Annotated in this window: 21 protein-coding genes; 14 read left to right on the forward strand and 7 right to left on the reverse strand. The window is 60.2% G+C overall.

The genetic code is table 11. The annotated features are described in order from the left end of the window. Positions 1–15: 15 nt before the first annotated feature. The 3 genes from AC1DCP_RS20995 to AC1DCP_RS21005 are packed head-to-tail and all read right to left on the reverse strand — an operon-like array spanning position 16 to position 2,916. Positions 16–1,080: a FecCD family ABC transporter permease gene (locus AC1DCP_RS20995; RefSeq protein ID WP_111788719.1), complete on the reverse strand. Its 1,065-nt coding sequence runs from the start codon at positions 1,078–1,080 to the stop codon at positions 16–18. 11 nt (positions 1,081–1,091) lie between these two features. After that, on the reverse strand, positions 1,092–2,105 hold the full coding sequence (locus tag AC1DCP_RS21000) for a FecCD family ABC transporter permease (RefSeq protein WP_025595083.1): 1,014 nt from the start codon (positions 2,103–2,105) through the stop codon (positions 1,092–1,094). Next, on the reverse strand, positions 2,095–2,916 hold the full coding sequence (locus AC1DCP_RS21005; protein WP_076846074.1) for an ABC transporter ATP-binding protein: 822 nt from the start codon (positions 2,914–2,916) through the stop codon (positions 2,095–2,097). Before AC1DCP_RS21005 ends, AC1DCP_RS21000 begins: the two co-directional genes overlap by 11 nt. Positions 2,917–3,116: 200 nt before the next feature. On the opposite strand from AC1DCP_RS21005, the gene AC1DCP_RS21010 reads away from it, so the two are divergent. Next, positions 3,117–4,418, forward strand: coding sequence for an NtaA/DmoA family FMN-dependent monooxygenase (locus tag AC1DCP_RS21010; protein ID WP_076846075.1), 1,302 nt, complete (start codon positions 3,117–3,119; stop codon positions 4,416–4,418). Positions 4,419–4,420: 2 nt separating this feature from the next. Here AC1DCP_RS21010 and AC1DCP_RS21015 read toward each other — a convergent pair whose 3' ends face one another. Further along, entirely contained in the window at positions 4,421–5,197 is a 777-nt protein-coding gene (locus AC1DCP_RS21015) for an IclR family transcriptional regulator (protein WP_476774614.1), read from the reverse strand. 272 nt (positions 5,198–5,469) lie between these two features. Between AC1DCP_RS21015 and AC1DCP_RS21020 the strand changes: the two genes are divergently transcribed. Continuing rightward, entirely contained in the window at positions 5,470–7,569 is a 2,100-nt protein-coding gene (locus tag AC1DCP_RS21020) for a TonB-dependent receptor (protein ID WP_112401738.1), read from the forward strand. Between the two features lie 88 nt (positions 7,570–7,657). Here AC1DCP_RS21020 and AC1DCP_RS21025 read toward each other — a convergent pair whose 3' ends face one another. After that, a complete protein-coding gene (locus tag AC1DCP_RS21025; protein WP_476774606.1) occupies positions 7,658–8,845 on the reverse strand; it encodes an acyl-CoA dehydrogenase in 1,188 nt (395 codons plus the stop codon). A 96-nt stretch (positions 8,846–8,941) separates the two neighbouring features. Here AC1DCP_RS21025 and AC1DCP_RS21030 point away from each other — a divergent pair, with 96 nt between their 5' ends. The 8 genes from AC1DCP_RS21030 (at position 8,942) to AC1DCP_RS21065 (ending at position 17,587) form a co-directional block, all read left to right on the forward strand. Continuing rightward, the gene (locus AC1DCP_RS21030; RefSeq protein WP_003518111.1) at positions 8,942–9,868 is read left to right on the forward strand and encodes a LysR family transcriptional regulator; all 927 of its coding nucleotides are present in this window, start codon (positions 8,942–8,944) and stop codon (positions 9,866–9,868) included. Positions 9,869–9,996: 128 nt separating this feature from the next. Further along, on the forward strand, positions 9,997–11,064 hold the full coding sequence (locus tag AC1DCP_RS21035) for a LacI family DNA-binding transcriptional regulator (protein ID WP_111788722.1): 1,068 nt from the start codon (positions 9,997–9,999) through the stop codon (positions 11,062–11,064). Then, positions 11,061–12,083, forward strand: a complete 1,023-nt coding sequence (locus AC1DCP_RS21040; RefSeq protein ID WP_111788723.1) for an ABC transporter substrate-binding protein — start codon at positions 11,061–11,063, stop codon at positions 12,081–12,083. Before AC1DCP_RS21035 ends, AC1DCP_RS21040 begins: the two co-directional genes overlap by 4 nt. Positions 12,084–12,252: 169 nt before the next feature. After that, positions 12,253–13,080: an ABC transporter permease gene (locus tag AC1DCP_RS21045; RefSeq protein ID WP_003504739.1), complete on the forward strand. Its 828-nt coding sequence runs from the start codon at positions 12,253–12,255 to the stop codon at positions 13,078–13,080. Continuing rightward, on the forward strand, positions 13,077–13,856 hold the full coding sequence (locus tag AC1DCP_RS21050) for an ABC transporter permease (RefSeq protein WP_003504740.1): 780 nt from the start codon (positions 13,077–13,079) through the stop codon (positions 13,854–13,856). Before AC1DCP_RS21045 ends, AC1DCP_RS21050 begins: the two co-directional genes overlap by 4 nt. Continuing rightward, positions 13,849–14,874 carry an ABC transporter ATP-binding protein gene (locus AC1DCP_RS21055; RefSeq protein WP_112401740.1) on the forward strand — a complete coding sequence of 342 codons (1,026 nt, stop codon included), beginning with the start codon at positions 13,849–13,851 and terminating at the stop codon, positions 14,872–14,874. Before AC1DCP_RS21050 ends, AC1DCP_RS21055 begins: the two co-directional genes overlap by 8 nt. Positions 14,875–14,876: 2 nt before the next feature. Beyond that, positions 14,877–15,797 (forward strand): nucleoside hydrolase, encoded by a 921-nt coding sequence (locus tag AC1DCP_RS21060; protein ID WP_112959876.1) that lies wholly within the window; start codon positions 14,877–14,879, stop codon positions 15,795–15,797. Beyond that, positions 15,794–17,587 (forward strand): adenine deaminase, encoded by a 1,794-nt coding sequence (locus AC1DCP_RS21065; protein ID WP_476774607.1) that lies wholly within the window; start codon positions 15,794–15,796, stop codon positions 17,585–17,587. Before AC1DCP_RS21060 ends, AC1DCP_RS21065 begins: the two co-directional genes overlap by 4 nt. Before the next feature lie 27 nt (positions 17,588–17,614). On the opposite strand, the gene AC1DCP_RS21070 is transcribed toward AC1DCP_RS21065, so the two are convergent. Further along, complete coding sequence (locus tag AC1DCP_RS21070) at positions 17,615–18,538, reverse strand: LysR family transcriptional regulator (RefSeq protein WP_003518105.1); 924 nt, start codon at positions 18,536–18,538, stop codon at positions 17,615–17,617. A gap of 92 nt (positions 18,539–18,630) precedes the next feature. Here AC1DCP_RS21070 and AC1DCP_RS21075 point away from each other — a divergent pair, with 92 nt between their 5' ends. Further along, complete coding sequence (locus AC1DCP_RS21075) at positions 18,631–19,878, forward strand: MFS transporter (RefSeq protein WP_003518104.1); 1,248 nt, start codon at positions 18,631–18,633, stop codon at positions 19,876–19,878. 29 nt (positions 19,879–19,907) lie between these two features. Here AC1DCP_RS21075 and AC1DCP_RS21080 read toward each other — a convergent pair whose 3' ends face one another. After that, on the reverse strand, positions 19,908–21,080 hold the full coding sequence (locus AC1DCP_RS21080; RefSeq protein WP_065705843.1) for a M20 aminoacylase family protein: 1,173 nt from the start codon (positions 21,078–21,080) through the stop codon (positions 19,908–19,910). A gap of 208 nt (positions 21,081–21,288) precedes the next feature. Here AC1DCP_RS21080 and AC1DCP_RS21085 point away from each other — a divergent pair, with 208 nt between their 5' ends. The 3 genes from AC1DCP_RS21085 (at position 21,289) to AC1DCP_RS21095 (ending at position 24,948) form a co-directional block, all read left to right on the forward strand. After that, positions 21,289–21,996, forward strand: a complete 708-nt coding sequence (locus tag AC1DCP_RS21085; protein ID WP_065658508.1) for a phosphoribosyltransferase — start codon at positions 21,289–21,291, stop codon at positions 21,994–21,996. A 205-nt stretch (positions 21,997–22,201) separates the two neighbouring features. After that, complete coding sequence (locus tag AC1DCP_RS21090; RefSeq protein ID WP_112959874.1) at positions 22,202–23,257, forward strand: dipeptidase; 1,056 nt, start codon at positions 22,202–22,204, stop codon at positions 23,255–23,257. Between the two features lie 50 nt (positions 23,258–23,307). After that, positions 23,308–24,948, forward strand: coding sequence for an ABC transporter substrate-binding protein (locus tag AC1DCP_RS21095; protein WP_003518100.1), 1,641 nt, complete (start codon positions 23,308–23,310; stop codon positions 24,946–24,948). The last annotated feature ends 10 nt before the right edge of the window (positions 24,949–24,958 follow it).

The raw sequence follows: 24,958 nt of genomic DNA on the forward strand, positions 1-24,958 counted from the left end.
CTTTGTTCAATTTCTTCAGTGGCGGTTGGTTCTGCGCAGCGCCTGCAGGCGCAGCGTGAGGATGAAAAGCGGCACGCCGATCAGCGTCAGCGCAAGACCTATCGGCATCGGCGTATCGGCCACCAGCCCACGCGAAAGCGTATCGGCGGTCACCACCAGAATGCCGCCCGTCAGCCCCGACAGGAAAAGCCTGGCGCGACCGACGGCGGGCGACACGAAGGTGGCGAGATGCGGGGCGATGACGCCGAGAAAGGTCAAGGGGCCGACAGCGGTGACGGAAGCGGAGCTGAGGATGACCGCAAAAACGATGACGAGCGGGCGCGAACGTTTGACCGTTTCGCCGAGCGCCATGGCCATCTCGTTACCGAGATCAAAAACCGCAAGCGCCCGGCCGATGAGGAAAATGCCCACAAGGCTGACCGCGAAAAGAGGCGCGAACACGAGGATGATCGGCCAGCTCGCCTGAAACAGCGAACCCGCCATCCAGTCTGCAAGCGACAGCGATGTTTCCGTTGGCGTGTAGAGCAGAAGCACTGAGGAGACGGATGAAAGGGCGGATTCGATTGCGATGCCCATCAGCAGGATGGCGAGCCCGCTGGAACGTTCGCGCCCCACGAGCGCGATGAGCAGGAAAGCTACCGCAAGGCCGCCGCCGACGGCCGCAAGCGCCACCATGGTCTTGGGCGCCGCCGGCACCAGCACCAGAAGCAGCATGATGGTGGTCATTGATCCTTGGCTCAGACCGAACAGGCCGGGATCGGCAAGCGGATTGCGGGCGACCGATTGCAGCATGGCCCCGGCCAGCGCAACGCTCCATCCGGCCATGAAACCAAGCAGGATGCGCGGCAGCCGCACCGTCCACAGCGCATAGGCCTGATCGTCGCTCAAATGCCCGCCGGCAACGCCGTGGAGAAGGTCAATGAGACCGGTCTGTGTATTTCCGAGACTAACGGAAATGGCGGCCATCACCAACGCCAGCAGGATCAGTGCAAGGCCGGCCTTTAGGTTGCCGATGCCGATCTGCAGACCGCTCGGCAGCCGCAGGACCGCTTTGCCATCGGTGGCCAATTGCCTTTTCATGACAGCCCTCTTCATGACAGTTTATTGGCAGAAGGCGAAAGATAGAAGCGCTTGACGATGACGATGAAGACGAGGCCGCCGAGCAGGTCCATGAACAGTCCGGTATTGACCACATACGGCCTGAACAGGGTTTGCGCGCCGAGATCGGCCACCACGCACAGACTCGCCCCGACAAGGGCGGAAGCGGGTAAAGCGAGCGTGAAATTCACCCCGACCAGCGGCCGGACCATATGCGGAACGATGAGGCCGACGAAGCCGATGGGACCGCAGATGGCCACGGCCGAGCCGGACGCCAGCATGGTGGCGAAAAGTGCCACCCGGGAAACGCGCGTGACGTTGACGCCGGCGGAGGCGGCTTTTTCCGCACCCAGCAGAACCAGCGTCAGCGGGCGGGCGACCGACCAGAGCATCACCATCGCAATGGCGCCAATCCACCAGAAATCGGTGAGCCGCTCGGCATAGACGTGGTTGATATTGCCGCCGACCCAGCTCAGGAATTCGGCGCGACGTGTGGGGTTTGACAAAAGGAGGGCATTGGTGATGCCGATCAGCAGCATGGAGACAAGAGCACCGGACAGGATGAGCGACAGGCCGCGCGGATCGTTTGACCGCCCGGCCAGCCGGGCAACGAGGAAGCAGGCGCCAAAGCCGAAGCCGGCGCCGATAAGCGCGATGAGCCCCTGTATTTCGGGCGAGAAATCGAACACCAGCGCACCGGCGACCACAAAAAGCGTCGCACCTGCATTCAGGCCCAAGGTGGAGGGCGAGGCGAGAGGATTGCGGGCAAGCCCCTGCAGCACGCAGCCACTGACGGCCGTGGTGGCGCCGACATAGATCGCAATCAGTGAGCGCGGGATTTGCTGATAGAGGAGAACCGACTGTTCATAGGTTTCGGCTTCGCCATGCAGGAGCGTCGTCGCGATTTCGGCAAGTGGCAGGTCGCCAGTCATCAGCACGAAGTTGATGACGAGAACAACGGCCAGCAAGATCGCGGCGGCAAAGATCAGCATTATTTTAGATGTCATGCCGGATGGCCTGTTCCTGCCGCTCCAGCCGCGGCACGCAGATGAGCCGCCCCTGCCGGGAAAATATGTCGGCCTCGAGATCAAAGACGTCGGCAACATTGGCTGATGTGACCGTATTCGCGACAGGTCCGGAGGCGAGAACCCGTCCGGCTTTCAGCATGATGACGTCATCGGCGAAGGTGGAGGCGAGGTTGAGATCATGCAGCACGACGATAACAGTTTTGCCGTGCCTGTCCGTCAGTTCGCGCACGAGGCTGAGGACGGCATATTGATATTTCATGTCGAGATGGTTGACCGGCTCGTCCATCAGGATCACCTCCGTGTCCTGAGCGAGCACCATGGCGATGAAGGCGCGCTGGCGCTGGCCGCCGGACAGCGTGTTGACCTGCGCCCTGGCCTTGTCTTCCAGCCCGACGGTCTTCAGCGCTTCGGCAAAAAGCGCCCGGTCGCGTTCGGATGGACCGCCGCCAAGCCCGTAGCGCGCATAACCCGCAAGCTCGATCAATTCGCCAAGCGTCATATAGTCAGGGCAATGGCATTCCTGCGGCAGATAGGAGATGCGGCGGGCGAGTTCGCGGCGTCCGATCCCGCCGATCAGGCGGTCACCGAGGCTTATCCTGCCTGATGATAAAGGCACGAAACCCATGATCGTCTTCAACAGCGTCGACTTGCCACAGCCGTTGGGTCCGACCAGCGCTGTGACGCGGCCGGTTTGAAAGCGGGCAGACAGGCCCTGCAATACGGGGATGTGTCCGTAACTCGCATGAAGGTCCGTGGCATCAAGCACCGGATTACAACTCCTGTTATTCATAGGGCCATGCGTCGACTCGACGCACGTCCTACCTAAGCTGTTGAATTCACATATCGAACTTGCGGAAATCGGGTTCTGTACCGGCAAGCGCGACAGGCTGGTCTTGAAGCGACACTAAACTATAGTAAAATTCTCCACAAATCGAAATTTGCCGATTCACATCGCGGTTTTCGTGATGATTTTTTCATTCGAGGTGTTTCATGTCAGTCGCGCTCAAGCTTCACGTCGGCATGTCGCTGGCGCCAACCTGGCTCAGCGGCGAGGCATGGCGGCGTCAAGACAGCGGTATAGACGGGGTTTTCTCCAGCGATTATTTCGTCGATCTTGCAAAGCGCGCCGAGGCTGCGCACGTGGATTTTGTCTTCCGGCCCGACACGTTGTTTCTGCGCACCGAGGGGCTGGAGACCGGCGGCGGATTTGCGAGTATGGACCCGACCATGCTTCTGGCCGCCATCGCTCGGGAGACCAGCCATGTCGGCCTGTTATCCACGGTTTCGACGACATTCCTGCCGCCTTATGTGGTTGCCCGCCAACTGCAATCGCTGAACTGGTTGAGCAATGGCCGGGCGGGATGGAACATCGTCACAGCGCTGGACGGCCACGAAAATTTCGGCCTGAAAGAAATGCCGTCGCCGCAGGAGCGTTATGAACGCGCCGCCGAGTTCACGCAGGTAGTACAGCAGCTCTGGGCGAGCTTTCCCAACGAGGCGCTGAAGCTGGACAAAGAGAGCGGGCGTTTTGCAGATTCGTCGCTGGTCCAGCCAATCGCGCATGAAGGAGAGCACTTCAGCGTCAAAGGCCCGCTCAACCTGCCGGCCCATTCCAGCCGTATTCCACTGGTGCAGGCTGGGGCTTCCCCTGAAGGCCGCGATTTCGCAGCCTCCGTTGCGGATGCGGTCTTTGCCTCGACGCCGGATATGCAGGCGGCAATCGAGCTTCGGGCGGATTTGCGGCAAAGAGCCGAGCGGCATGGGCGCTCACCAGATGTGGTGAAGCTGATGCCGGGTCTCAGTCTTTATCTGGCGGACACCAAGAACGAGGCGCTGGAGCTGTTTGCGGAGACCCACGCAAGGGCCAACCATAGCCGTGTATTTGCATCCATTCAAAATCTGACGGGTCTTGACCTTTCCGACTGGTCGCTCACGCGGATCGTGACCCCGTCTGACTTGCCGCCGCCGCCCGAGACACCGAGAAGCCGCACCCATGCCAATCTGCTCCGCCGGCTGATCGAACGGGAAACGCTGAGCGTTGCCGAATTGTTGCGGCGACCGGAAGTGATGGGGTCGGGCCATTGGCAGATCATCGGCACGGTTGAGGATGCTTTTGAAAGCATCCGCGAATGGGTGGCGGCCGGCGCGATAGACGGCTTTGTCGCGGTGCCTGGCGGTTCGGTCGCGTCGATGCGGCTGGTGTTGGAGCGGCTGCTTCCGAGGCTCGGTGATGCCGGGCTCTTCCGCACCGCCTATTCCGGCAGCACCTTCGCCGACCACCTGGCCGGATAGGTTTACGAGCCGCCGGATTCTGCCGTCGCCTTTCCGGCCGCTTCAAGAAGCTGCGGAAAGTGCCGCTCGGTTTCGGCGGTCGCGAGGAAAGAAACGGTGGTGACGACGCAACAGATTTCGCCCTGCGCGTCGAAAACCGGGGCGGCCTTGCCGGTCAGGGCGGAGAACAGGTGTTCGTTGAGTTCCGCGCCGCCTGTCTCACGAATGGCGTGCAGGACTTTAGCGTCTGGGCGGGACCCGCGAAAGGCGGGCGGCTGCAGCTTGCGCACCGACGCTGTCCTATCCGGTGGCAGATAAGCCTGAAAAACCAGCCCGCAGGCGCTGTTATCCAGCGGCAAAACATCCCCCAGCGCCACGGTGCTGATGGAGAAGCTGGCACTCCTGTGCCACTGCACCACGGTCGGGCCGCGATCGGTCCAGATCGCCACGCCGCAACTGGCGCCGATCTGCGAGGCCAGTGCTTTCATCTGTCGACCGGCGGTTTCAACCGGATTGATTCGTCTGAGCGCGCTGGCGCCTATCGAGAGCGCGGTTGGGCCGAGGTCGTAGCTGCCGGTTGCAGGGTCCTGTGCCACCAGTCCTTCCCGCACGAGGCTTTGCAGGTAACGATGAGCTGTGGAACGGCCTGTGCCGGCGCGTTTGGCGAGTTCGCCGAGTGCAAGCGCCCCGTCCGATTTTGCCAGAAGGTCGAGAAAACGGGCAGCAATAGAGACCGACTGAATGAGGGCAGAGCGCTTCTCTCCGTCGTTTTCAGGCAGATTGTCCGGCTCGTCATCCATGGCGTCCAAGTCCGCTCCCCGATTTATGTCGTGAACATGCCTAGCGCATCCGACCGGAAATCGGAATCGATTTCTGAGCTATTTCAACGCCTTCCCCTTGAGGCGGGGAACTACACGACAACGGCCAGTCGATAAACTTTGTTGTAAATATGGCACATCCCGTTACGGAACCCTATCCGTCCACAATATGGAACGCATTCTCTATTGCGAAACGGATAACGCTTCCGTTACTTGAATATGACTTTGATACTCATGTTTACTAGGGGTGTGTTATGGGGTTTCGTTCTAGCGGCCGTTTGATGGGCGGGGTCAGCGTTTTGACGCTGGCCGCCCTGTTTGTGACGCCGGTTTTCGCCCAGGAGCAACAGGCCGAGGCCTCGGGAACGACCGTTCTCAAGCCGATTGTGGTGACCGGCGAAAAAGTCGCGCGCGACATGAAGAACACGGCGTCTTCCGTCTCGGTCAAATCCAGCGATGAACTGAAAAAGGAAAAGACCGGCGATCCAACCGTCTCAGACGCGATCAAGGACATTCCAAACGTTGTTTATACCGACAATGTCAGCGCCCCGATCATTCGCGGTCTCGACACGCAGGGCCCGAACACCGGAGCAACGGCGTTCTTCGCCGGCACCGTGCCGCGCGCCACCATCAATGTCGATGGTCACTATCTCGGTTATAACGAGTTCATCTATGGCGCGACGTCCATCTGGGATGTCGAAAGCATCGAGGTCTTCCGTGGGCCGCAGACCACATCGCAGGGCGCTAACGCCATTGCCGGCGCCATTCTCGTCAATACCAAGGATCCGACGTTTACGCCGGAAGCAAGCTATCAGGCCGAAATCGGGAATTATCACCAGAAGCGGGCGTCCTTTGCGGTCTCAGGCCCGTTGATCGAAGACGAGCTGGCGGCGCGTCTGGCAATCGATTATTCGGGTCGCGATACCTTTATCGATTACATCAATTCCGGTTTTGCCCACGCAGGCACCAACCAGGATTTCAAGGAATTCAACGCGCGTTTCAAGCTTCTGTGGGAACCGCCGGAAATTCCGGGCCTGACGACCAAGCTGACCTATTCCTATAACGCCGCCAACCGGCCGAGCCAGGAAGCGGCGTCGCGTCCTTTCGAGGATCTCAACCACATCACCACCACCATGCCGAGCTGGAGCCAGAATACCCACACCGGCATTCTCGACATCAATTACGACTTTGAAAACGGCGTAAAACTCTTCAACCAGACGCAATTTTCCGCTTCGGATGCGCGCCGCAGGGTGGGTGTGGTCAATAATGGCGATGCCAATATCGATCAGACGAACACGTCCCACGAGACCCGTGTGACCTTCGGTGATCAGGAAGATGTGCTGAGCGGCGTCGCGGGCATATTTTACGCCCACACGCAGGCCGATGAAGTTCTTTATCTGCGGGGTACCTACAACAACAGCGTTTCGACATTCGATGATACCAAGGACAATCTAGGTATCTTCAGCGAGCTGAGCTATCGTTTGACGGACCAGTGGACGCTTACCGGCGGCCTGCGTTACCAGACCGACCGTATCCAGCGGGCGGGCCGCTCCGTCTATTCCAACGTCGCGGTTGATTTTGACGAGACCTTTTCCGAATTGCTTCCCAAGGCCTCGCTTGCCTATGCGATCAATGATGACTGGACCGTTGGCGGCATGATCAGCCGTGGTTACAATCCCGGCGGCATATCGCTGAACATCTCGTCGGGCCAATGGTTGCCCTTCGAGAAGGAAACCATCTGGAACTACGAACTCTACACGCGCGCGAAGTTGCTGGATGACAGGCTGACGCTCAACAGCAACCTGTTCTACATGGATTACAAGAACGCCCAGTACAATATTCCGGTCGTTATCTCGTCAGGCATTACTCAATCCTACACCATCAATGCGCAAAAAGCGCATGCCTATGGTCTGGAAGTCGGCGCCGACTATCAGGTTCTCGACAATGTGACGTTGAAGGCAAGTGCCGGCGTGCTGAAGACCGAAATCGACCAGATTTCCAGCAATGCCAGCTATGCAGGCAATGAATTCGCGAAATCGCCTGGTTACATGTTCAGCATCGGGGCAAGCTGGGATGTGACCGACAAGTTCACCGTCTCGGGTCAGGTGCGTCATATCGACGGTTATTATTCCGACACGGCCAACACGGCTGCCTATGCGATCGACCCCTACACCATCGCCGATGTGCGTGCGAGCTACAAGTTCCAGGAGGAGATGGAGGTCTACGCTTACGTGAAGAACGTCTTCGACGAGCGTGCGCCGACCTATATGCAGCAGAACCGCGGCATTGGCGGCATCGAGGCCAGCATGACCGAACCGCGCATGTTCGGCATTGGTGTCAGAGGCACGTTCTGAGCGATTGCCTGAACCGGAAAAGTAAAAAGGCCTTCGAAGTGATTTTCGAAGGCCTTTTTTTCGTGAAGGAAATGATGCGGAGAAGGTCTTAGAAAAACGCCTGAATGCCCGTCTGCGCCCGGCCGAGGATCAGCGCGTGAACGTCGTGCGTGCCCTCGTAGGTGTTGACCGTTTCGAGGTTCTGGGCGTGGCGCATCACGTGGTACTCGATCTGGATACCGTTGCCGCCGTGCATGTCGCGGGCCTGGCGGGCGATATCCAGCGCCTTGCCGCAATTGTTGCGCTTGATGATGGAGATCATTTCCGGCGCCATTTTGTGCTCGTCCATCAGGCGGCCGACGCGCAGCGATGCCTGGAGGCCGAGAGCGATCTCGGTCTGCATGTCGGCGAGCTTTTTCTGGTAAAGCTGCATGCCGGCCAGCGGCTTGCCGAACTGCTTGCGGTCGAGACCATATTGCAGGGCGCGGAACCAGCAATCTTCCGCAGCGCCCATCACGCCCCAGGAAATGCCGTAGCGGGCGCGGTTGAGGCAGCCGAACGGGCCTTTCAGGCCGGAAACATTCGGAAGCAGCGCATCTTCGCCCACTTCCACGCCATCCATGACGATCTCGCCTGTTATGGAGGCGCGCAGCGAAAGCTTGCCGCCGATCTTCGGTGMAGACAGACCCTTCATGCCTTTTTCCAGCACGAAGCCGCGAATCTGGTTGTCGTGGGCTTCGGATTTCGCCCAGACGACGAAGACATCGGCGATGGGCGCATTGGAAATCCACATTTTCGAACCACGCAGGCGATATCCGCCGGCGATCTTTTCGGCGCGGGTCTTCATTCCGCCCGGATCGGAGCCGGCATCCGGTTCGGTCAGGCCGAAACAGCCGATCAGCTCGCCGGAGACGAGGCCGGGAAGGTATTTCTTCTTCTGTTCGTCCGAGCCATAAGCGAAGATCGGATGGATGACGAGCGAGGACTGCACGCTCATCATCGAGCGATAACCGCTGTCGATACGCTCCACCTCGCGGGCCACGAGACCATAGGCCACGTAGCTGGCATTTGCGGCGCCATATTCTTCCGGCAGGGTGACGCCCAGAAGGCCGGTGCGGCCCATCAGGCGGAACAGTTCCGGTTCGGTGGTCTCAGAAAGATAGGCCTCGGACACACGCGGCATAAGTTCCGATTTGCCGAAGGCTGCGGCGGCGTCGCGGATCATCCGCTCGTCGTCGGTCAGTTGGTCTTCCAGCAGAAAAGGGTCCTGCCAATTGAATGCTGCGCGTTCGCTCACGTTATGCCTCCGGATTTGCTGGCCGGATTATTCGTGTTAGCCCCTGATGGCACAAGCCATGTTTACTCATTTTTGCATTACATATAGTAATGGCTCATGACGTCTCTCAGCCGCAAACTCCTGCCCTCCACCAGTGCGCTTGCCGCCTTTGATTCCGTTGCCCGGCTTGGCAGCTTTTCAGCGGCTGCCGATGAACTTGCCTTGACGCAAGGGGCGATCAGCCGTCAGGTTATGTCACTGGAAGAACAGCTTGGGGTGCGCCTGTTCGAGCGCGGCGCGCGTGGAGTGTCACTGACGACCGAGGGTGGTGCTTACGCGAAATCGATTGCCGCAGCCCTTGGCGAGATACGTGCCGCCTCGTTGCAGATCATGACCAAAACGCATGGCAATACGCTCAATCTAGCGATGTTGCCGACATTCGGCACCCGCTGGCTTCTGCCGCGCATTCCTGATTTCGTCTCCAGCCATCCGGAAATCACCATCAATTTCGCCACCCGCATCGGCCAGTTCGACTTCGAGCGTGAGCAACTGGATATGGCGATCCACATCGGGCAGGCGGATTGGCCGGGGGCGGAAAGCACCTTTCTAATGCATGAGATGGTTGCGCCGGTATGCAGCCCCGAATTCCTGAAGGCGCATCCGGTCGAAAAGGGTGAGGATATTGCCGGCCTGCCTCTGCTGCACATGGCCTCGCGGCCGGGTGCCTGGAGCCACTGGTTCGAGAGCCTCGGCCATTCGCTTGCCTTGCCGCAGGGCATGCGGTTCGAGCAGTTTTCCAGCGTGGCACAGGCCTGTATCGCCGGACTTGGCGTGGCTTTGATGCCGCTTTTCCTGATCGATAACGAACTGAAATCGCGGCAACTGGTGAAAGCCTACGATCATCAGGCCAAAAGCCCGAGTTCCTATTATGCGGTCGCGCCGCTATCCCGTGCCAACCACGTTCCAGTCGTGCTGTTTCGCGACTGGCTGGTACGGCAGGTGGAGGCCTATCGTGCCGCGGGCAATCTGCCACTGGAAAAATAAGCGCACTTTTTTCGGGCATTTAGAGTTCGTGCCTCGATTTTTGCCCGGTTTTGTCTCTGGCCGGACTCGACAGGACGGTTTTGGTCGATTATCTTGATTAAACGTTTAATCAGCCCTTTCGGACCATCATGGCGTCTTCACGGCCTGCCACCAATCTGAGCGCGATAGCAGCGGCACTCGGCGTGTCGGTTGCAACCGTGTCCAATGCGCTGTCGGGCAAGGGCCGTGTTTCGCCGGAACTGGTGGAGCGCATCCGCAAGACCGCAAGCGAACTTGGTTATGTGCCGAGTTCGGCGGGCAGGGCGCTGCGCACCGGCAGGTCAGGAGTTCTCGGGCTGGTGCTGCCGGATATCGCCAATCCACTCTTCCCACAGATCGCGCAGGCCATCGAAAAGGCAGCCGTCAATGCCGGTTATGGTGTTTTGATCGCCGACTCGCGCGGCGAGATCGCCATGCAGACGGACGCCATCAACCGGCTGATCGAGCGTGGAGTGGATGGCATGGTCGTCGTTCCCCGCCGCGGCACGCGTATCGCGGATGTCGATTGCCCAGTGGCGGTGATCGACAGCCCCTCGACGCCCGGAAACACCGTGGCCGCTGACCACTGGGATGGCGGCCGGCAGATCGGCGAATATCTGGCAGCCCTCGGACACGACAAGGTGGTGCTGATCGGCAAGAACCGCGACTCAAATGTGCAGAACGACCGACTCGGCGGCATTCGCGATGGTTTGGGCAAGGCCTGCGTCACGGAGACGCTGTGGGTAGACGCCATTGAAAAGGCGGATGGTGCGGGTTGCCGTCTCGGCCTTACCGAAAAGGTGAGGGATGGTTTCACTGCCTTTGCTGCCGTATCCGACCTGCATGCGTTGCGCGCGCTCACTGAATTGCAGCGCGAGGGCATCGAGGTGCCGGAAGAGGCGAGTGTCACCGGCTTCGACGATCTGATTTTCTCCGCCGTGGTGACGCCGCCGCTGACGACGATGCGCATGGATATGCGCCGCATCGCCGATCTGGCCGTGGATGCGCTGTTGCGCGCGATCGATGGCGAGGCGGGCTTCGAAAACGGCATAGCTACCGAGGTCACGGCAGAAATCTCGAAAGTACCGATGGCGCTGATCATGCGCGGCTCCACCGGCGAAAAAAAGCATGATGCGATTGAAGCCAAAAACACGACAGCAGGAGAACTCACACCATGAAAAAAATCATTCTTGCATCGGGCACCGCCCTGATGCTGGCGATGGGTGCCGCGCAGGCGCAGGACAAGACGCTGACGATCTCGGTCTACGCCTTCGCGCAGGACGAATTCAAGGAACTGGTCTATACACCGTTCGAAAAGCAATGCGGCTGCAAGCTGGTCGTCGAGACCGGCAACAGCGTTGAGCGCCTCGCCAAGATGGAGGCCAACAAGGCCAATCCGGTGGTCGATCTCGCCATTGTTTCCATGGCGGATGCGCTTTCCGCCACCCGCAAGGACCTGATCCAGAAGATCGATGCCGCCAAGGTGCCGAATATCGGCAAGCTCTATGATATCGCCAAGGATCCGAATGGCGACGGCATGAGCGTTGGCGTCAATTTCTACGCCACGTCAATCGTTTACCGCACAGACAAGATGAAGATCGATAGCTGGGCCGATCTTTTGAAGGACGGCATCGTCGACCACGTCGCTTTCCCGAATGTCACTACCAATCAGGGCCCGCCGGCGCTTTACATGCTGGGCAAGGCCATCGGCAAGGATACGCCTGATCTTGCTGGCGCTATCGAAGCCGTGGGCGAAAAGAAGGACGATATCGTCACGTTCTACGTGAAATCGTCGCAGCTGGTGCAGCTCATGCAGCAGGAAGAAATCTGGGCCGCCCCCATCGGCCGCTTCTCCTGGGCGCCCTTTACCAAGCTCGATCTGCCGCTTGCCTGGGCAACCCCCAAGGAAGGCCAGACCGGCGGCATGAACGTGCTCGTGGTGCCAAAGGGCACGAAGAACGAAGATCTGGCGCTGCAGTTCATGGATTTCTGGCTCTCGACCGACGTTCAGAAGGCGCTGGCCGAAAAGCTCGTGGACAGCCCGACCAACAAGGAAGTCAAGGTGTCCGACGAGGTGGCGAACAACATCACCTATGGCGACGAAACCGCAAAAAGCCTGCAGCTCATTCCTTCCGCCGTGACGCTCGACAACCGTGACAAGTGGCTGTCGGAGTGGAACGCCAAGGTCGGTCAGTAAGTCCTTATCAAGGTTTGGAATGGGGCATTTAAAACGTCCGAAAGGGCGGCTCCATTCCCGGAAAAGCGGTTTGGTCGTCCCCTGACCGCTTTTCCACCTCTCAATTCCGCAAGCTGGCCCTGGCCGCTTGCAGTAACAATCGGCCGCAGGCCGTTCAGGGAATAAAGCGATGTTTCAGAACCGGGCCGAAGCGCTGGCGCTTGCCTTGCCCGCCGCTATTTTCGCGGCGGCGGTCTTTCTTGTGCCGGTCTTCATGCTCCTGTCGGAAGGCTTTCACACCACTGACGGCTGGACATTGTCCGCTTACGCCGATTTCTTCTCCGATCCGCTGAACAGGGCGGTTTTCCTGCGCACCCTGAAGCTTGGCGCACTCGTCACCATCGTATCTGCGGTGGTGGGTTATGCGGCGGCTTTCGCCATCGTCAATCTGTCGCAGGGCGCGAAAGGACATGTCGTCAATCTGGTCGTCTTGCCGCTGATGATCTCGCCGGTTGCCCGAACCTATGCCTGGATCGTCATTCTCGGAAGAACCGGCATCGTCAACCAGGCGCTTCAGGCGGTAGGACTGAGCGATGCGCCGATCCGTATACTGTTTTCCGAAACGGCTGTTTTCATCGGCCTTCTGCAATTGTTCCTGCCATTGATGATCATTTCCCTCATCAGTGCGCTGGAGAATATGCCCAAGGATACGATCGCAGCCGCCCGCGTTCTCGGCGCAAACTGGCTGCAGGTGTTCTGGAAGGTCATCCTGCCGCTCACCAAGGAGGGGCTTGTTGTCGGCGGCACGCTGGTCTTCACCGGTTCGCTCACGGCCTATATCACGCCGGCCATTCTCGGCGGCTCCAAGGTGCTGATGCTGGAAACCCTGCTCTATCAGCAGGTGACGGTCTCCAACAATTTCGTCGCCGCCAGCGTCATCGCTTTCATCCTGATCGTCATGAGCTTTGCCGCCAATATCCTGCTGAAGCGCATCGCCACCGCAAGGAACAAGAAATGACCCGGCAGCTCTTCATTCCGCTCACGCTCCTGCTCGTTGTCGGCTTCCTGATCGGGCCGTTCCTCATCATCGTTGCGGCCTCGTTTTCGGCCGGCGACACGCTCGCCTTTCCGCCGCAGGGCTTTTCACTGAAATGGATCGCGAAGGTCTTCACCGTCGAAAGTTTCCGTGAAAGCTTCGCGATGTCGATGTTCCTCGCCATCGGCGGCACATTCACGGCGCTCGTCCTCGGTATTCCCGCTTCCTACGCCATGTCGCGCTACAAGCTGCCCTTTGCGGAAACCGTGCGCACGATCGTTTCGGCGCCGATCATCGTGCCGGGTATCATCGTCGGTCTGGCGCTGCTGCGCTATTTCGTCGTTCCCTTCGGCATCGGCATCACGCTTGCCCTGTTTCTCGCGCACACGGCGCTCATCCTGCCCTATGCGGTACGGGTGGTTTCGGCCAGCCTCAACAATCTGCGTTCGGATATCGAGGAGGCGGCGGTGCTGCTCGGCTCGTCGCGGTTTGGCGCATTTTTTCGTGTAGTGCTGCCCAATATTCGCGGCGGCATCCTGTCGGCCTTCATCCTCGGTTTCGTGACGAGTTTCAATCAGGTGCCCGTGTCGCTGTTCCTGTCGGGTCCGGGCGTGCGTACGCTGCCCATCGATATGCTGGGCTACATGGAGATCGTTTTCGATCCGTCTGTCGCTGCACTCTCATCGCTGCTCGCCTTCCTTTCCATCGGCATCGTCTTCCTGGCCGAACGTTTTCTGGGGTTCTCCCGTTATGTCTGACGCAAATTACCTTTCGCTCCAAAAAGTCTCGCTCGCCTACGGCAACAGCATCGCCGTCAAGGATCTCGACCTCGATATCCGCAAGGGTGAACTTCTCGCGCTGCTCGGTCCTTCCGGCTGTGGCAAGACCACCACGATGCGCGCCATTGCCGGGCTGATGCCGGTGGCGGGCGGGCGCATCGATCTCGACGGCTCCGATATCACCCGCGTCGCCGCCAACAAGCGCGCCGTCGGGCTGGTGTTTCAGTCCTATGCGCTGTTTCCGCACCTGACGGTTTACGAAAACGTCGCCTTCGGCCTGAAACTCAAGGGCATGAACGGCAAGGCGCTTGATGACAAGGTCGCCTCCGGTCTGAAGTCCGTGGGATTGTCGAACTTCGCATCGCGCAAGCCGGCCGAGCTTTCCGGCGGCCAGCAGCAGCGCGTGGCGCTGGCGCGCTCCATGGTCATGGAGCCGAAGGTGCTGCTGCTCGACGAGCCGCTCTCCAACCTTGATGCGCGCCTCAGGCTTGAAATGCGCACCGAATTGCAGCGCGTGCAGAAGGAAACCGGTGTGACGATGATCTTCGTCACCCATGACCAGATCGAGGCGCTCGCATTGGCCGACCGTATTGTCGTCATGAAGGGCGGCAAGATTGAGCAGATCGGTACACCGGAAGAGATCTATAATGCGCCGGTTTCCGCCTTCGTGGCGGATTTCGTCGGCTTTGAAAACATCTTCGCGCTGGAAGGCGGCGCGTTGAAAACCGAAAACGGCACAACACCGCTTACCGGACCAGTCCCTTCAGCATCTGGACTGGCCTGGCGGCCGCGCATGGTCACCCTTGGTTCAGGTCCTTTCCAGGGAACCGTGCGCGGCACATCCTTTGCCGGAAATACCCGTGAGTACCTGCTGGATACGCTGCTTGGTCCCATCAAGGCGGAGACCGATGCTGCGCTGACCGCCCATACGATCGGTGATACGCTCGCCTTCGACCTTCCGGTCGAAAAGGCGGCAAGCCTCAAGGTGTTTGGCTGATCATGGGTGTGTGGATCGATACCGATATGGGCTTTGACGATATCGCCGCCATCATGGTGGTGCAATCGGCAGGCCTTGCCATAGACGGCATTTCGCTGGTCTTCGGCAATGCGACGCTGGATGTTGTCTGCAGCAACGCCGCAGGCGCGGTCGCCGCCTTCGGCTGGTCCATGCCGCTCCATCAGGGCCGTGCCAAACCCGTCCTTGGCGCGCTCGAAACCGCACAATGCATTCTGGGTGACAGCGGCATTCCGACCGTCGGCCTTAGCCTGCCGGATGCGCCCGCTCTGCCGCAAAGCGACGCTTTCACTGCGCTGTGCGGCTGGCTTGAGGGGGCAGGCGAAAAGCGTATCCTCGCGCTCGGCCCGCTTACCAACATCGCCGCCCTTTGCCTTGCCCGGCCCGATCTTGTCGCGAAAATTTCCGATCTGACCTGGATGGGTGGCGGCGTGACGAGCGGCAACCACACCGCATCTGCCGAATTCAACGCCTTTGCCGATCCGGAAGCGCTGGCCATCGTGCTTTCCCATGACCTGCCGCTGCGCATGGTCGATCTGGACGCCTGCCGCAAGGTCACCGCCTCGCCAGCCGATGTGCTGCCGATCCGAAATGCTGGCGGCAAAAACGCCGGCCTGATTGCCGACCTGTTGGAAGGTTTCATCGGCATCGCCACGAGACGCGGCAGACCGGCCATGGCGCTTTACGATCCCGTTGCCGCTGTCGGCTTCACCTCCGAGCTGCTTGGCTGGCGCCATACGCGGATCGATGTCGAGCTTCACGCGGCGCTAACGCGCGGGCGAACGGTGGTTGAGCCGCGTGCCGACAAGGTTGCCGCCTTCAACGCGCATTTCGCCGACACCGTGAATGCCGAAGCGGCAAAGGCTGCGGTTCTCGAGGCGTTGCGCCGCGAGGCTGCCCGATGAGTGCACAATCCCCGATACGCGAGCCGGTCGATCTTAACGACGATGCGCTGCGCGCCCGCGCGGTTGCCGCTGCGCGCGGCGATGCGGCTTTCGATGTTCTCATTACTGGCGGAACGCTGGTGGATGTGGTGACGGGGGAGCTTCGCGCCGCTGATATCGGCATTGTCGGTCCGCTAATCGCCAGCGTTCACGAACCGGCAAGCCGCAGCGATGCAGCGCAGCTCGTCGACGCGTCGGGCGCCTTTGTCTCGCCCGGCCTGATCGACACGCATATGCACATCGAAAGTTCGATGATAACGCCCGCTGCCTATGCGGCAGCAGTGGTTGCCCGCGGCGTCACCACTATCGTCTGGGACCCGCATGAATTCGGCAATGTCCATGGTGTCGAAGGGGTGCGCTGGGCGGCGAAATCCATCGAAAACCTGCCGCTGCGCGCCATTCTGCTTGCACCCTCTTCAGTGCCATCAGCACCGGGGCTGGAGCGCGGCGGCGCTGATTTCGATGCCGGAATTCTCGCTGATATCCTGTCATGGCCGCAGATTGGCGGGGTTGCGGAAATCATGAACATGCGCGGCGTCATCGACCGCGATCCGCGGATGAGTGGCATCGTACAGGCCGGTCTTGTCTCGGAAAAGCTCATCTGTGGCCATGCGCGCGGCCTGAAGGACGCCGATCTCAACGCCTTCATGGTGGCAGGCGTTTCTTCCGATCACGAGCTGGTCTCGGCTGAAGACCTGATGGCGAAGCTTCGGGCGGGGTTGACCATCGAGCTGCGCGGCTCGCACGATCATCTGCTGCCGGAATTTGTGGAGGCGCTGAATGCGCTCGGCCACCTGCCGCAGACGCTGACGCTCTGCACTGACGATGTTTTCCCGGACGATCTGTTGCAGGGCGGCGGGTTGGATGATGTGGTGCGCCGGCTCGTCGGTTACGGGCTGAGGCCCGAATGGGCGTTGCGCGCCGCGACCCTCAACGCCGCGCAACGGCTCGGCCGTGCCGATCTCGGCCTCATCGCCGCCGGTCGCCGCGCCGATATCGTCGTTTTCGAGGATTTGAGTGGTTTTTCAGCCCGTCATGTCTTGGCCGGTGGCAGGGCGGTTGCGGAAGCCGGGCATATGCTCGTCGACATTCCAGCCTGCGATGCGGCGGCGCTCGAAGGCTCGATGAAGCTGCCGCTGCGCGCAGCCGATGATTTCCGGGTTGCCTGCGAGGGCGCAAGGGTGCGCCTTGCCACCATCGACCGCCCACGCTTCACGCAATGGGGCGAGGCGGAAGCCGAGGTGAAGGATGGTTTCGTCGTTCCCCCCGAAGGCGCCACGATGATTTCCGTCACCCACCGCCACGGCAAGGCCGAGCCAGTTACCAGGACCGGCTTCCTTACCGGTTGGGGACGCTGGAACGGCGCATTCGCCACCACCGTCTCGCATGACAGCCACAACCTCACTGTCTTCGGCGGTAATGCCGAAGACATGGCGCTGGCCGCCAATTCGGTGATTGCGACAGGCGGCGGCATGGCTGTCGCCTCTGAGGGTAAGGTGACCGCGCTTCTACCCCTGCCGCTCTCCGGCCTCGTTTCCGATGCGCCGCTTGAAGACGTAGCACAGGCTTTCGAGGAATTGCGCACCGCCGTTGGCAAGGTGGTGGAGTGGCAACCGCCCTATCTCGTCTTCAAGGCCTGTTTCGGTGCCACGCTCGCCTGCAACATCGGCCCGCACCAGACGGATATGGGCATTGCCGATGTGCTTACGGGCAAGGTGATGGAAAGCCCGGTGATTGCGGTTCTCGAATAGCGGCGGTTCGCATCTGCGGGCTGCGATTTATTCCACCTTGGGCCCGTCAGGCGTCTGTGTTTCACGCGCGGCAATGCGCGCTGCCATCACGAAATTCTTCACCACGGGCGATGTCGTTCCGCGCCGATAGGCGAGCGATATGGAAAGCTGTGGCGGCGGACCGCTGGAGGGCAGCAGGACGATGTTGTGCATTTTGACTTGTGCGACGGATTCCGGAACGAGGGAAACCCCGAGTTCGGCCGCGACCAGCGACAATATCGAGACGATTTGCGGTGCAGCCGGCCCGAGACGCGGCGTGAATCCAGCCTCCTCGCAGGCTTTTATCGATGCATCGTGAAGGCTGGTGCCGATGCTGCGTGGCGTCAGAATGAAAGGGTCGTCGCGCAGTTCCATCAGGTCTATGGCGGTTCCGCGCCGCGCGAGTGGATGGGATGCCGGCAGGGCGACCAGAAGCGGTTCGTCAGTGAGCACTTCCTCGAGCAACGTATCAGGGTCGGATTGTGAGGGGCGCAGCAGCGCCACGTCCAGCCGATCTTCAAGTAGGGCCGGCGTCAGTGCGAGAGCAGCTGCCTCCATCACCTGAAGTTCTACGTCAGGGTATTTGCGTCTGTAAGTGCGGATGCAGGCCGGAACCAGAGGGTTGAGCGCCGCCGTGCCGGTAACGCCTATTCTCAGGATACCGGTTTCACCGGCCGCCGCCCTGCGTGCAAGCCGGATACCTTCGCTCACCTGATGCGGAATATGGGCCACCGCGATGCGAAACGCATGACCCGCCGGCGTTAGTTCCGCGCCATGCGCGAGACGCCGGAATAGCCGCACGCCGATTTCCTGTTCCAGAACCTTTATCTGCTGGCTGAGCGGCGGCTGCGCGATTCCCAGATGTTCTGCCGCCCGCGTGAAGCTGCCTTCATTGGCGATGGCCAGAAAATAGCGGATGTGCCTGAGTTCCATGATATTAGATCCAGATATGACAGGAACGCATTCCATATATTAGAATGAAAGACGGAGCTGCGCTATAGCTGGGAGCGAAAAGGACAAACCCGATGCGCCAGCTCAAAAAACAGGATTTCACCCCGCCGATCGTCATGACGGAGGAGCCGCCGGATGTGCTCTGGATCCGGCAGGGAAGCCGCCAGTTTCGCCGGGCGAGTTGGGCGCTCTTTCTGGCCGGCTTCGCCAGCTTTTCGCTGATTTATTGCGTGCAGCCGCTGCTGCCGGAATTTCCGGCGGAATTCGGCATAAACCCCGCAACCGCATCGCTCGCCCTGTCGCTGACGACGGGAACGCTGGCCTTCGCCATTCTTCTCAGCGGTGCTTTTGCCCAGCTCTTCACCCGCCGAAATCTGATGTTCGTTTCGATGATGCTGGCCGCTATCGCCAATATCATTGCAGCAAGCACGGAAGGTTGGGCATGGCTGCTCGCCGCCCGCGCGCTGGAAGGGTTCGTGCTCGGCGGCGTTCCCGCCGTCGCCATGGCTTATCTTGCCGAGGAGATCGAACCTTCCAGTCTCGGCAAGGCGATGGGGCTTTATGTCGGCGGCACGGCCTTCGGCTCCATGGCCGGGCGTGTCGGCATGGGGCTGGTGTCCGCCTATACGTCCTGGCAGGTCGCAATGTATGCACTGGGGGCGGTCTGCATCCTTGCGGCCATCGGCTTCCTGCTGCTTCTTCCGCCCTCGCGGAATTTCCGGCCGCAGCACATGCCGCTGAAAAATCATCTGAGAATATGGGCGCAACATCTTGGAAATCCTGAACTTCGGCGGTTCTATTTCCTTGGCGCGATGCTGACGAGCGTGTTCACCACCGTTTTCAACTATTGCGCCTTTCGCCTCGTCGCGCCGCCTTACGAATTGGGCCGAACCGCCGTCAGCATGATCTTCCTGACCTTTGCCCTGGGTATCGTCGCTTCCTCCTATGGCGGTGCTCTGGTCGACCGGTTCAGCCGGCGGATCATGCTGGTGGTTGCCTTTTCCACCATCCTTGCCGGTATCCTGCTGACCTTCGCCTCAAGCATCATCCTCATCGTGGCGGGGATTGCGGCGATAACCGTCGGATTTTTCATTGGGCATTCGGCTGCCAGCAGTGGTGTGGGTGCCAATGCGGGAGGCGCCAAAAGCCATGCTTCCGCGCTTTATCTGCTGTTTTATTATTGCGGAGCGAGCATCACCGGCTGGATCGGTGGCTGGTTCTGGATCCATGCCGGCTGGCCCGGCATCATGGCCATCACCGCCGGCTGCGCGCTTGCCGGAATTTTCGCCAGCCTTGCCGGTCCGAGCGCGCGGCGCGTCTGAGCGGCCATCGCCGATGCATCCGGCCGTTTTTACTCCGCCGCCAGTTCCTGCTCCACCAGTGTTGCCCAGAAAGCGACGCCGGGAACGATTGCCGCGTCGTTGAAGTCGTAGGAGGTGTTGTGGTGCAGCGCGCCGTCCACCGCCGGGCCATTGCCGAGCCAGACGTAGCAGCCGGGGGCCTCGCCCGCGAAAAAGGCGAAGTCGTCGCCGGCGGTCGAGGGCGGGAAGGCGGTGCGGGATTTGTTGCCGAAGACGGTCTTGGCGGCTCGGAGCGCCCGTTTCGTCGCATCGGCATCGTTGATGACGGGCGGAATGCGGCGGATGAATTCATAGCTTGCCTCGATGCCGAACATCGCCGCCGTACCCTTGGCGAGCCTGCCGATTTCCGTTTCAAGCTGGCTGCGCACCTCAGGCGCGTAGGCGCGTGCGGTGCCGCCGATTTCGACGATATCGGGAATGACGTTGAGCGCCTTGGGGTCACCCGCCTGCACCGAGCAGGCACTGACGACGGCAGGTTGCAGCGGATCGACGACGCGGCCGACGATGCTTTGCAGCGAAGCGAGGAAGGTGCCCGCCGCCGTTACCGGATCGCGGCCGAGATGCGGCTTGGCGCCGTGGGTGCCGATGCCCCTGAAGGTGACGCGCCAGCTATCGGAAGAGGCAAGCTGCGGTCCTTCCACCACGGCCATCTCATCGATTCCGAGCCCCGGCATGTTGTGCAGGCCATAAACTGCATCGCAGGGAAACAGGTCGAAAAGCCCGTCCTCAACCATTTTTTTGGCGCCGCCACGGCCTTCTTCGGCCGGCTGGAAGATGAAATGGACGGTGCCGGAAAAATCGCGGGTACTGGCGAGATAACGCGCAGCGCCCAGCAGCATGGCGGTGTGGCCGTCATGGCCGCAGGCATGCATCTTGCCGGGGAACTTCGATTTATAGGGCCGGTCGGGAATTTCCGGCATGGCCAGCGCATCCATGTCGGCGCGAAGACCGATGCTGCGGGTGCCGTTGCCCACCTGCAAAGTACCGACCACGCCGGTGCCGCCCAAGCCGCGATGCACCTTCACTCCCGCCCTTTCGAGAAGATCGGCGACGATGGCGCTGGTTCTCTCCTCTTCAAAGCCCAGTTCCGGATGAGCGTGGAGATCGTGGCGAAGCTCCGTCAGGAATGGCAGGTCCTCACCGATGCGGTCCAGCAGTCTCATGGGTAGCTTGTCCTTGAATATGGGGAAAACCCACGCCATAGGTGGGCTTGTCCGAATGCATGTTGCTTTGTTTCCTTCTAGCTGAAAAACCCAATGAAATGAACCCGCCGCATGCCTGCGGTTGTCGAAATGCCTGATATGCCGAACGGGGATGGCGCGGATGAAAATCACTTCCGCTTTTGCCGTCCCGCTTCTGAAAGGAAAACCGATGCCGCAATCCGCATCGCCCGCCGCATCATCCCCCGCCGCGCCGCATGAGTTCTGGCAGGATGTTCTTCCGCCCCGTTCATTCGATACGACAGGCCCGCATTCGGCTTTCTTTCCGGCGGAGCTGGATGACGGGCGGCAGATCTGCCTGCCGATCCGGCCCTTGGCGGATGGCGAACATGCGCTCGCCTCGCTCATCGTCAATCAGGCCTCTTTTGACGTGCTGGAAGTGCTGGCCGCCGACCTGGCGGAAAAGCTTCGCCCCCTCAAGCCAGATGTCGTGATCGGCCTGCCGACTCTGGGGCTCACGCTTGCCGCAGCCGTTGCCCGTCACCTCGGCCATTCGCGATATGTGCCGCTCGGCACTTCGCGCAAATTCTGGTATCTGGAGGAACTATCGGTGCCGATGTCCTCCATCACCACCAAGCAGGAAAAACGGCTTTACATCGATCCGCGCATGTTGCCACTCATCGAGGGCAGGCGGGTGGTGCTGGTGGACGATGTCATCTCCAGCGGCAGTTCCATCATTTCAGGTCTTTCGCTTCTCGCCTCATCCGGCATCAAGCCGGTGGCAATCGGCGCTGCGATGCTGCAATCGGATCGCTGGGTGCAAAAAATCGCTGCTTTCGGGCCGGAATGGCCGGAGCGGGTGAGGGGTGTTTTCGCGACGCCGCTGCTGAAAAAAGCCGAAGGCGGCTGGCAGGCTTGACGTTGCGCAATTCCCGGCAAAAGGCAAGTGGTGATAATTTCATCGTTGCCTAATTTGCGTCTTGCGGAGCCGTGAGAGATCGTCCTAAGATCGTTTCTGACAGACTATAGCAGTCGGCGAAAAATGCGCCGGTTTGCTCTCGCGCGGTGTTATTCCGGCGTCTGCCCGCCCCCTTTGGTTTTGCCGCTTACTGGAATTTCTTGACATGCATGCAGTGTTCGACGGTCATAATGATGTGCTGCTTCGGTTGTGGCGCAACAGCAAGGCCGGTGGCGATCCGGTGGCTGAATTCAAGAACGGCACGCGCGAAGGCCATATCGACGGTCCGCGTGCACGTGCAGGCGGTCTCGGCGGCGGCATCTGCGCCATCTACATTCCCTCCGGCGATCTGGTCCTGCAGGAGCCGGACGCGCAGGGCCACTACGATACACCGCTTGCGGCGCCGCTCGAACGCCAGCCCTCGCTGGATATTGCGATGGAAAAGGCTGCGATCGCGCTCAGGCTTGACCGTGCCGGCGCCTGGCGCCTTTGCCGCTCGACGGCCGATATCCGCAAGGCCTTTGCCGAGGATATTTTCGCGGCCGTGCTGCACATGGAAGGCTGTGAGGCGATCGGTGCCGATCTCGATGCGCTTGAGGTTTTTTATGCCGCCGGCCTGCGCTCGCTCGGTCCGGTCTGGAGCCGGCACAATATTTTCGGTCACGGCGTTCCCTTCTCCTATCCAATGTCGCCCGATACCGCGCCCGGCCTCACCGATGCCGGTTTTGCGCTGGTCAGGGAGTGCAACCGGCTCGGCATTCTCATCGATCTCGCCCACATCACCGAAAAGGGCTTCTGGGATGTGGCGAAGACCACGAACCAGCCTTTAATCGCCAGCCATTCCAACGCACATGCGCTCACCCCCGTCGCCCGCAATCTTACTGACCGGCAGATGGATGCCATCAAGGAGAGCGGCGGTCTGGTGGGCCTCAACTACGCGGTCACCATGTTGCGGGCGGATGCGCGCGACATTGCCGACACGCCGCTTTCCGACATGGTGCGCCACATCGACTACATGGTGGAGCGTATGGGCGTCGATTGCGTGGCGCTCGGATCGGATTTCGACGGTGCGACGGTACCCGTTGGCGTTGCCGATGCCAGCGGCAACCACAATCTGGTTGCGGCGCTGAAATCGGCGGGCTACGGTGATGGAGAACTTGCTAAAATATGCCGGGAAAACTGGCTGCGCGTCCTATCCCAGGCCTGGCACGAGCCGGCCTGAAGGCAAATAAAAGCGAACTAAATCAATCTCATAACAAAAGGGGAGATCCTATGATCAAATCGCTCAACAAGTCCATGCGTATCCTCAGCACCAGCGCTGCTCTGTCGCTGATGATGCTGTCTGCGCCGCACGCTTTTGCCGCCACGCCGGCCGATACGCTGGTTGAAGGTTTCGCCATCGACGACATCATCACGCTCGATCCGGGTGAGGCATTCGAGCTTTCGGCAGCTGAAGTTACCGGCAACACCTACAGCAAGCTGGTTTCCATCGATCTCAACGACACGTCCAAGGTGATCGGCGATCTGGCCGAGAGCTGGACGACCTCTGAAGACGGTCTCACCTATACCTTCAAGCTGAAGACCGGCCTGAAATTCGCCTCCGGCAATCCGGTGACGGCAGATGATGTTGCCTTTTCCTTTGAACGTGCCATCAAGCTCGACAAGTCGCCAGCATTCCTTCTGACGCAGTTCGGTCTCAAGGGCGACAACGTCACTGAGAAGGCGAAAGCGACGGATGCCAACACCTTCGTGCTGACGGTCGACAAGCCCTACGCACCAAGCTTCGTGCTGAACGTTCTGACCGCGACCGTTGCCGCAGTTGTCGACAAGAAGCTGGTGACCGAAAAGGCCAAGCCCGTCACGCCGAGCGCCGATTACAAATACGACACCGATTTCGGCAATGCGTTCCTGAAAACAGGTTATGCCGGTTCCGGCCCCTACAAGATCCTTGGCTGGAAGGCCAACGAAGCCGTCATTCTGGAGGCCAACCCCAACTATTACGGTGAGAAGCCGAAGTTGAAGCGCGTGGTCTATCGTCACATGAAGGAAAGCTCCGGCCAGCGCCTGGCGCTTGAAAACGGTGATATCGACGTTGCCCGCAACCTCGAGCCGGGTGATATGGAAGCCGTTTCCAAGAAGGAAGGCCTTGCCGTCACCTCCGCGCCCAAGGGCACCGTTTATTACTTCAGCCTCAACCAGAAGAACGAGAACCTGAAGAAGCCTGAGGTCGTCGAGGCCTTTAAATATCTTGTCGACTACGACGCGATCGGCGCGACGATCATCAAGGGCATCGGCGAAATCCATCAGACCTTCCTGCCAAAGGGCCAGCTTGGCGCGCTTGACGAGAACCCATACAAGCTCGACGTCGCCAAGGCCAAGGAACTGCTGGCGAAGGCCGGCCTGAAGGACGGCTTCACCGTGACCATGGATGTGCGTAACACGCAGCCGGTAACCGGAATTGCCGAAAGCGTACAGCAGACGCTGGCGCAGGCTGGCATCAAGCTGGAAATCATTCCCGGCGACGGCAAGCAGACGCTGACCAAGTACCGCGCCCGCACGCACGATATCTACATCGGCCAGTGGGGTTCGGACTATTTCGACCCGAACTCGAATGCCGAGACCTTCACGATCAACTACGACAACTCCGAAGAAGGCAAGAACAAGACGCTTGCCTGGCGTAACGCCTGGGACGTTCCGGAGTTGACGAAGGAAACGCAGTCGGCACTTCTGGAAAAGGATAATGCCAAACGCGCCGCCATCTATCAGAACCTCCAGAAGGAAGTTCTCGAAAAAGGCCCGTTCGTCATCATCTTCCAGCAGACGGAAGTGGCGGGATACTCCGCGAAGCTCAAGGGCCTGAAGCTCGGACCGAGCTTCGACACCAACTATGTCTATACGATCTCCAAGGAATGATCCGGAAGGA

The organism is Agrobacterium sp. 10T429 (assembly GCF_056393925.1).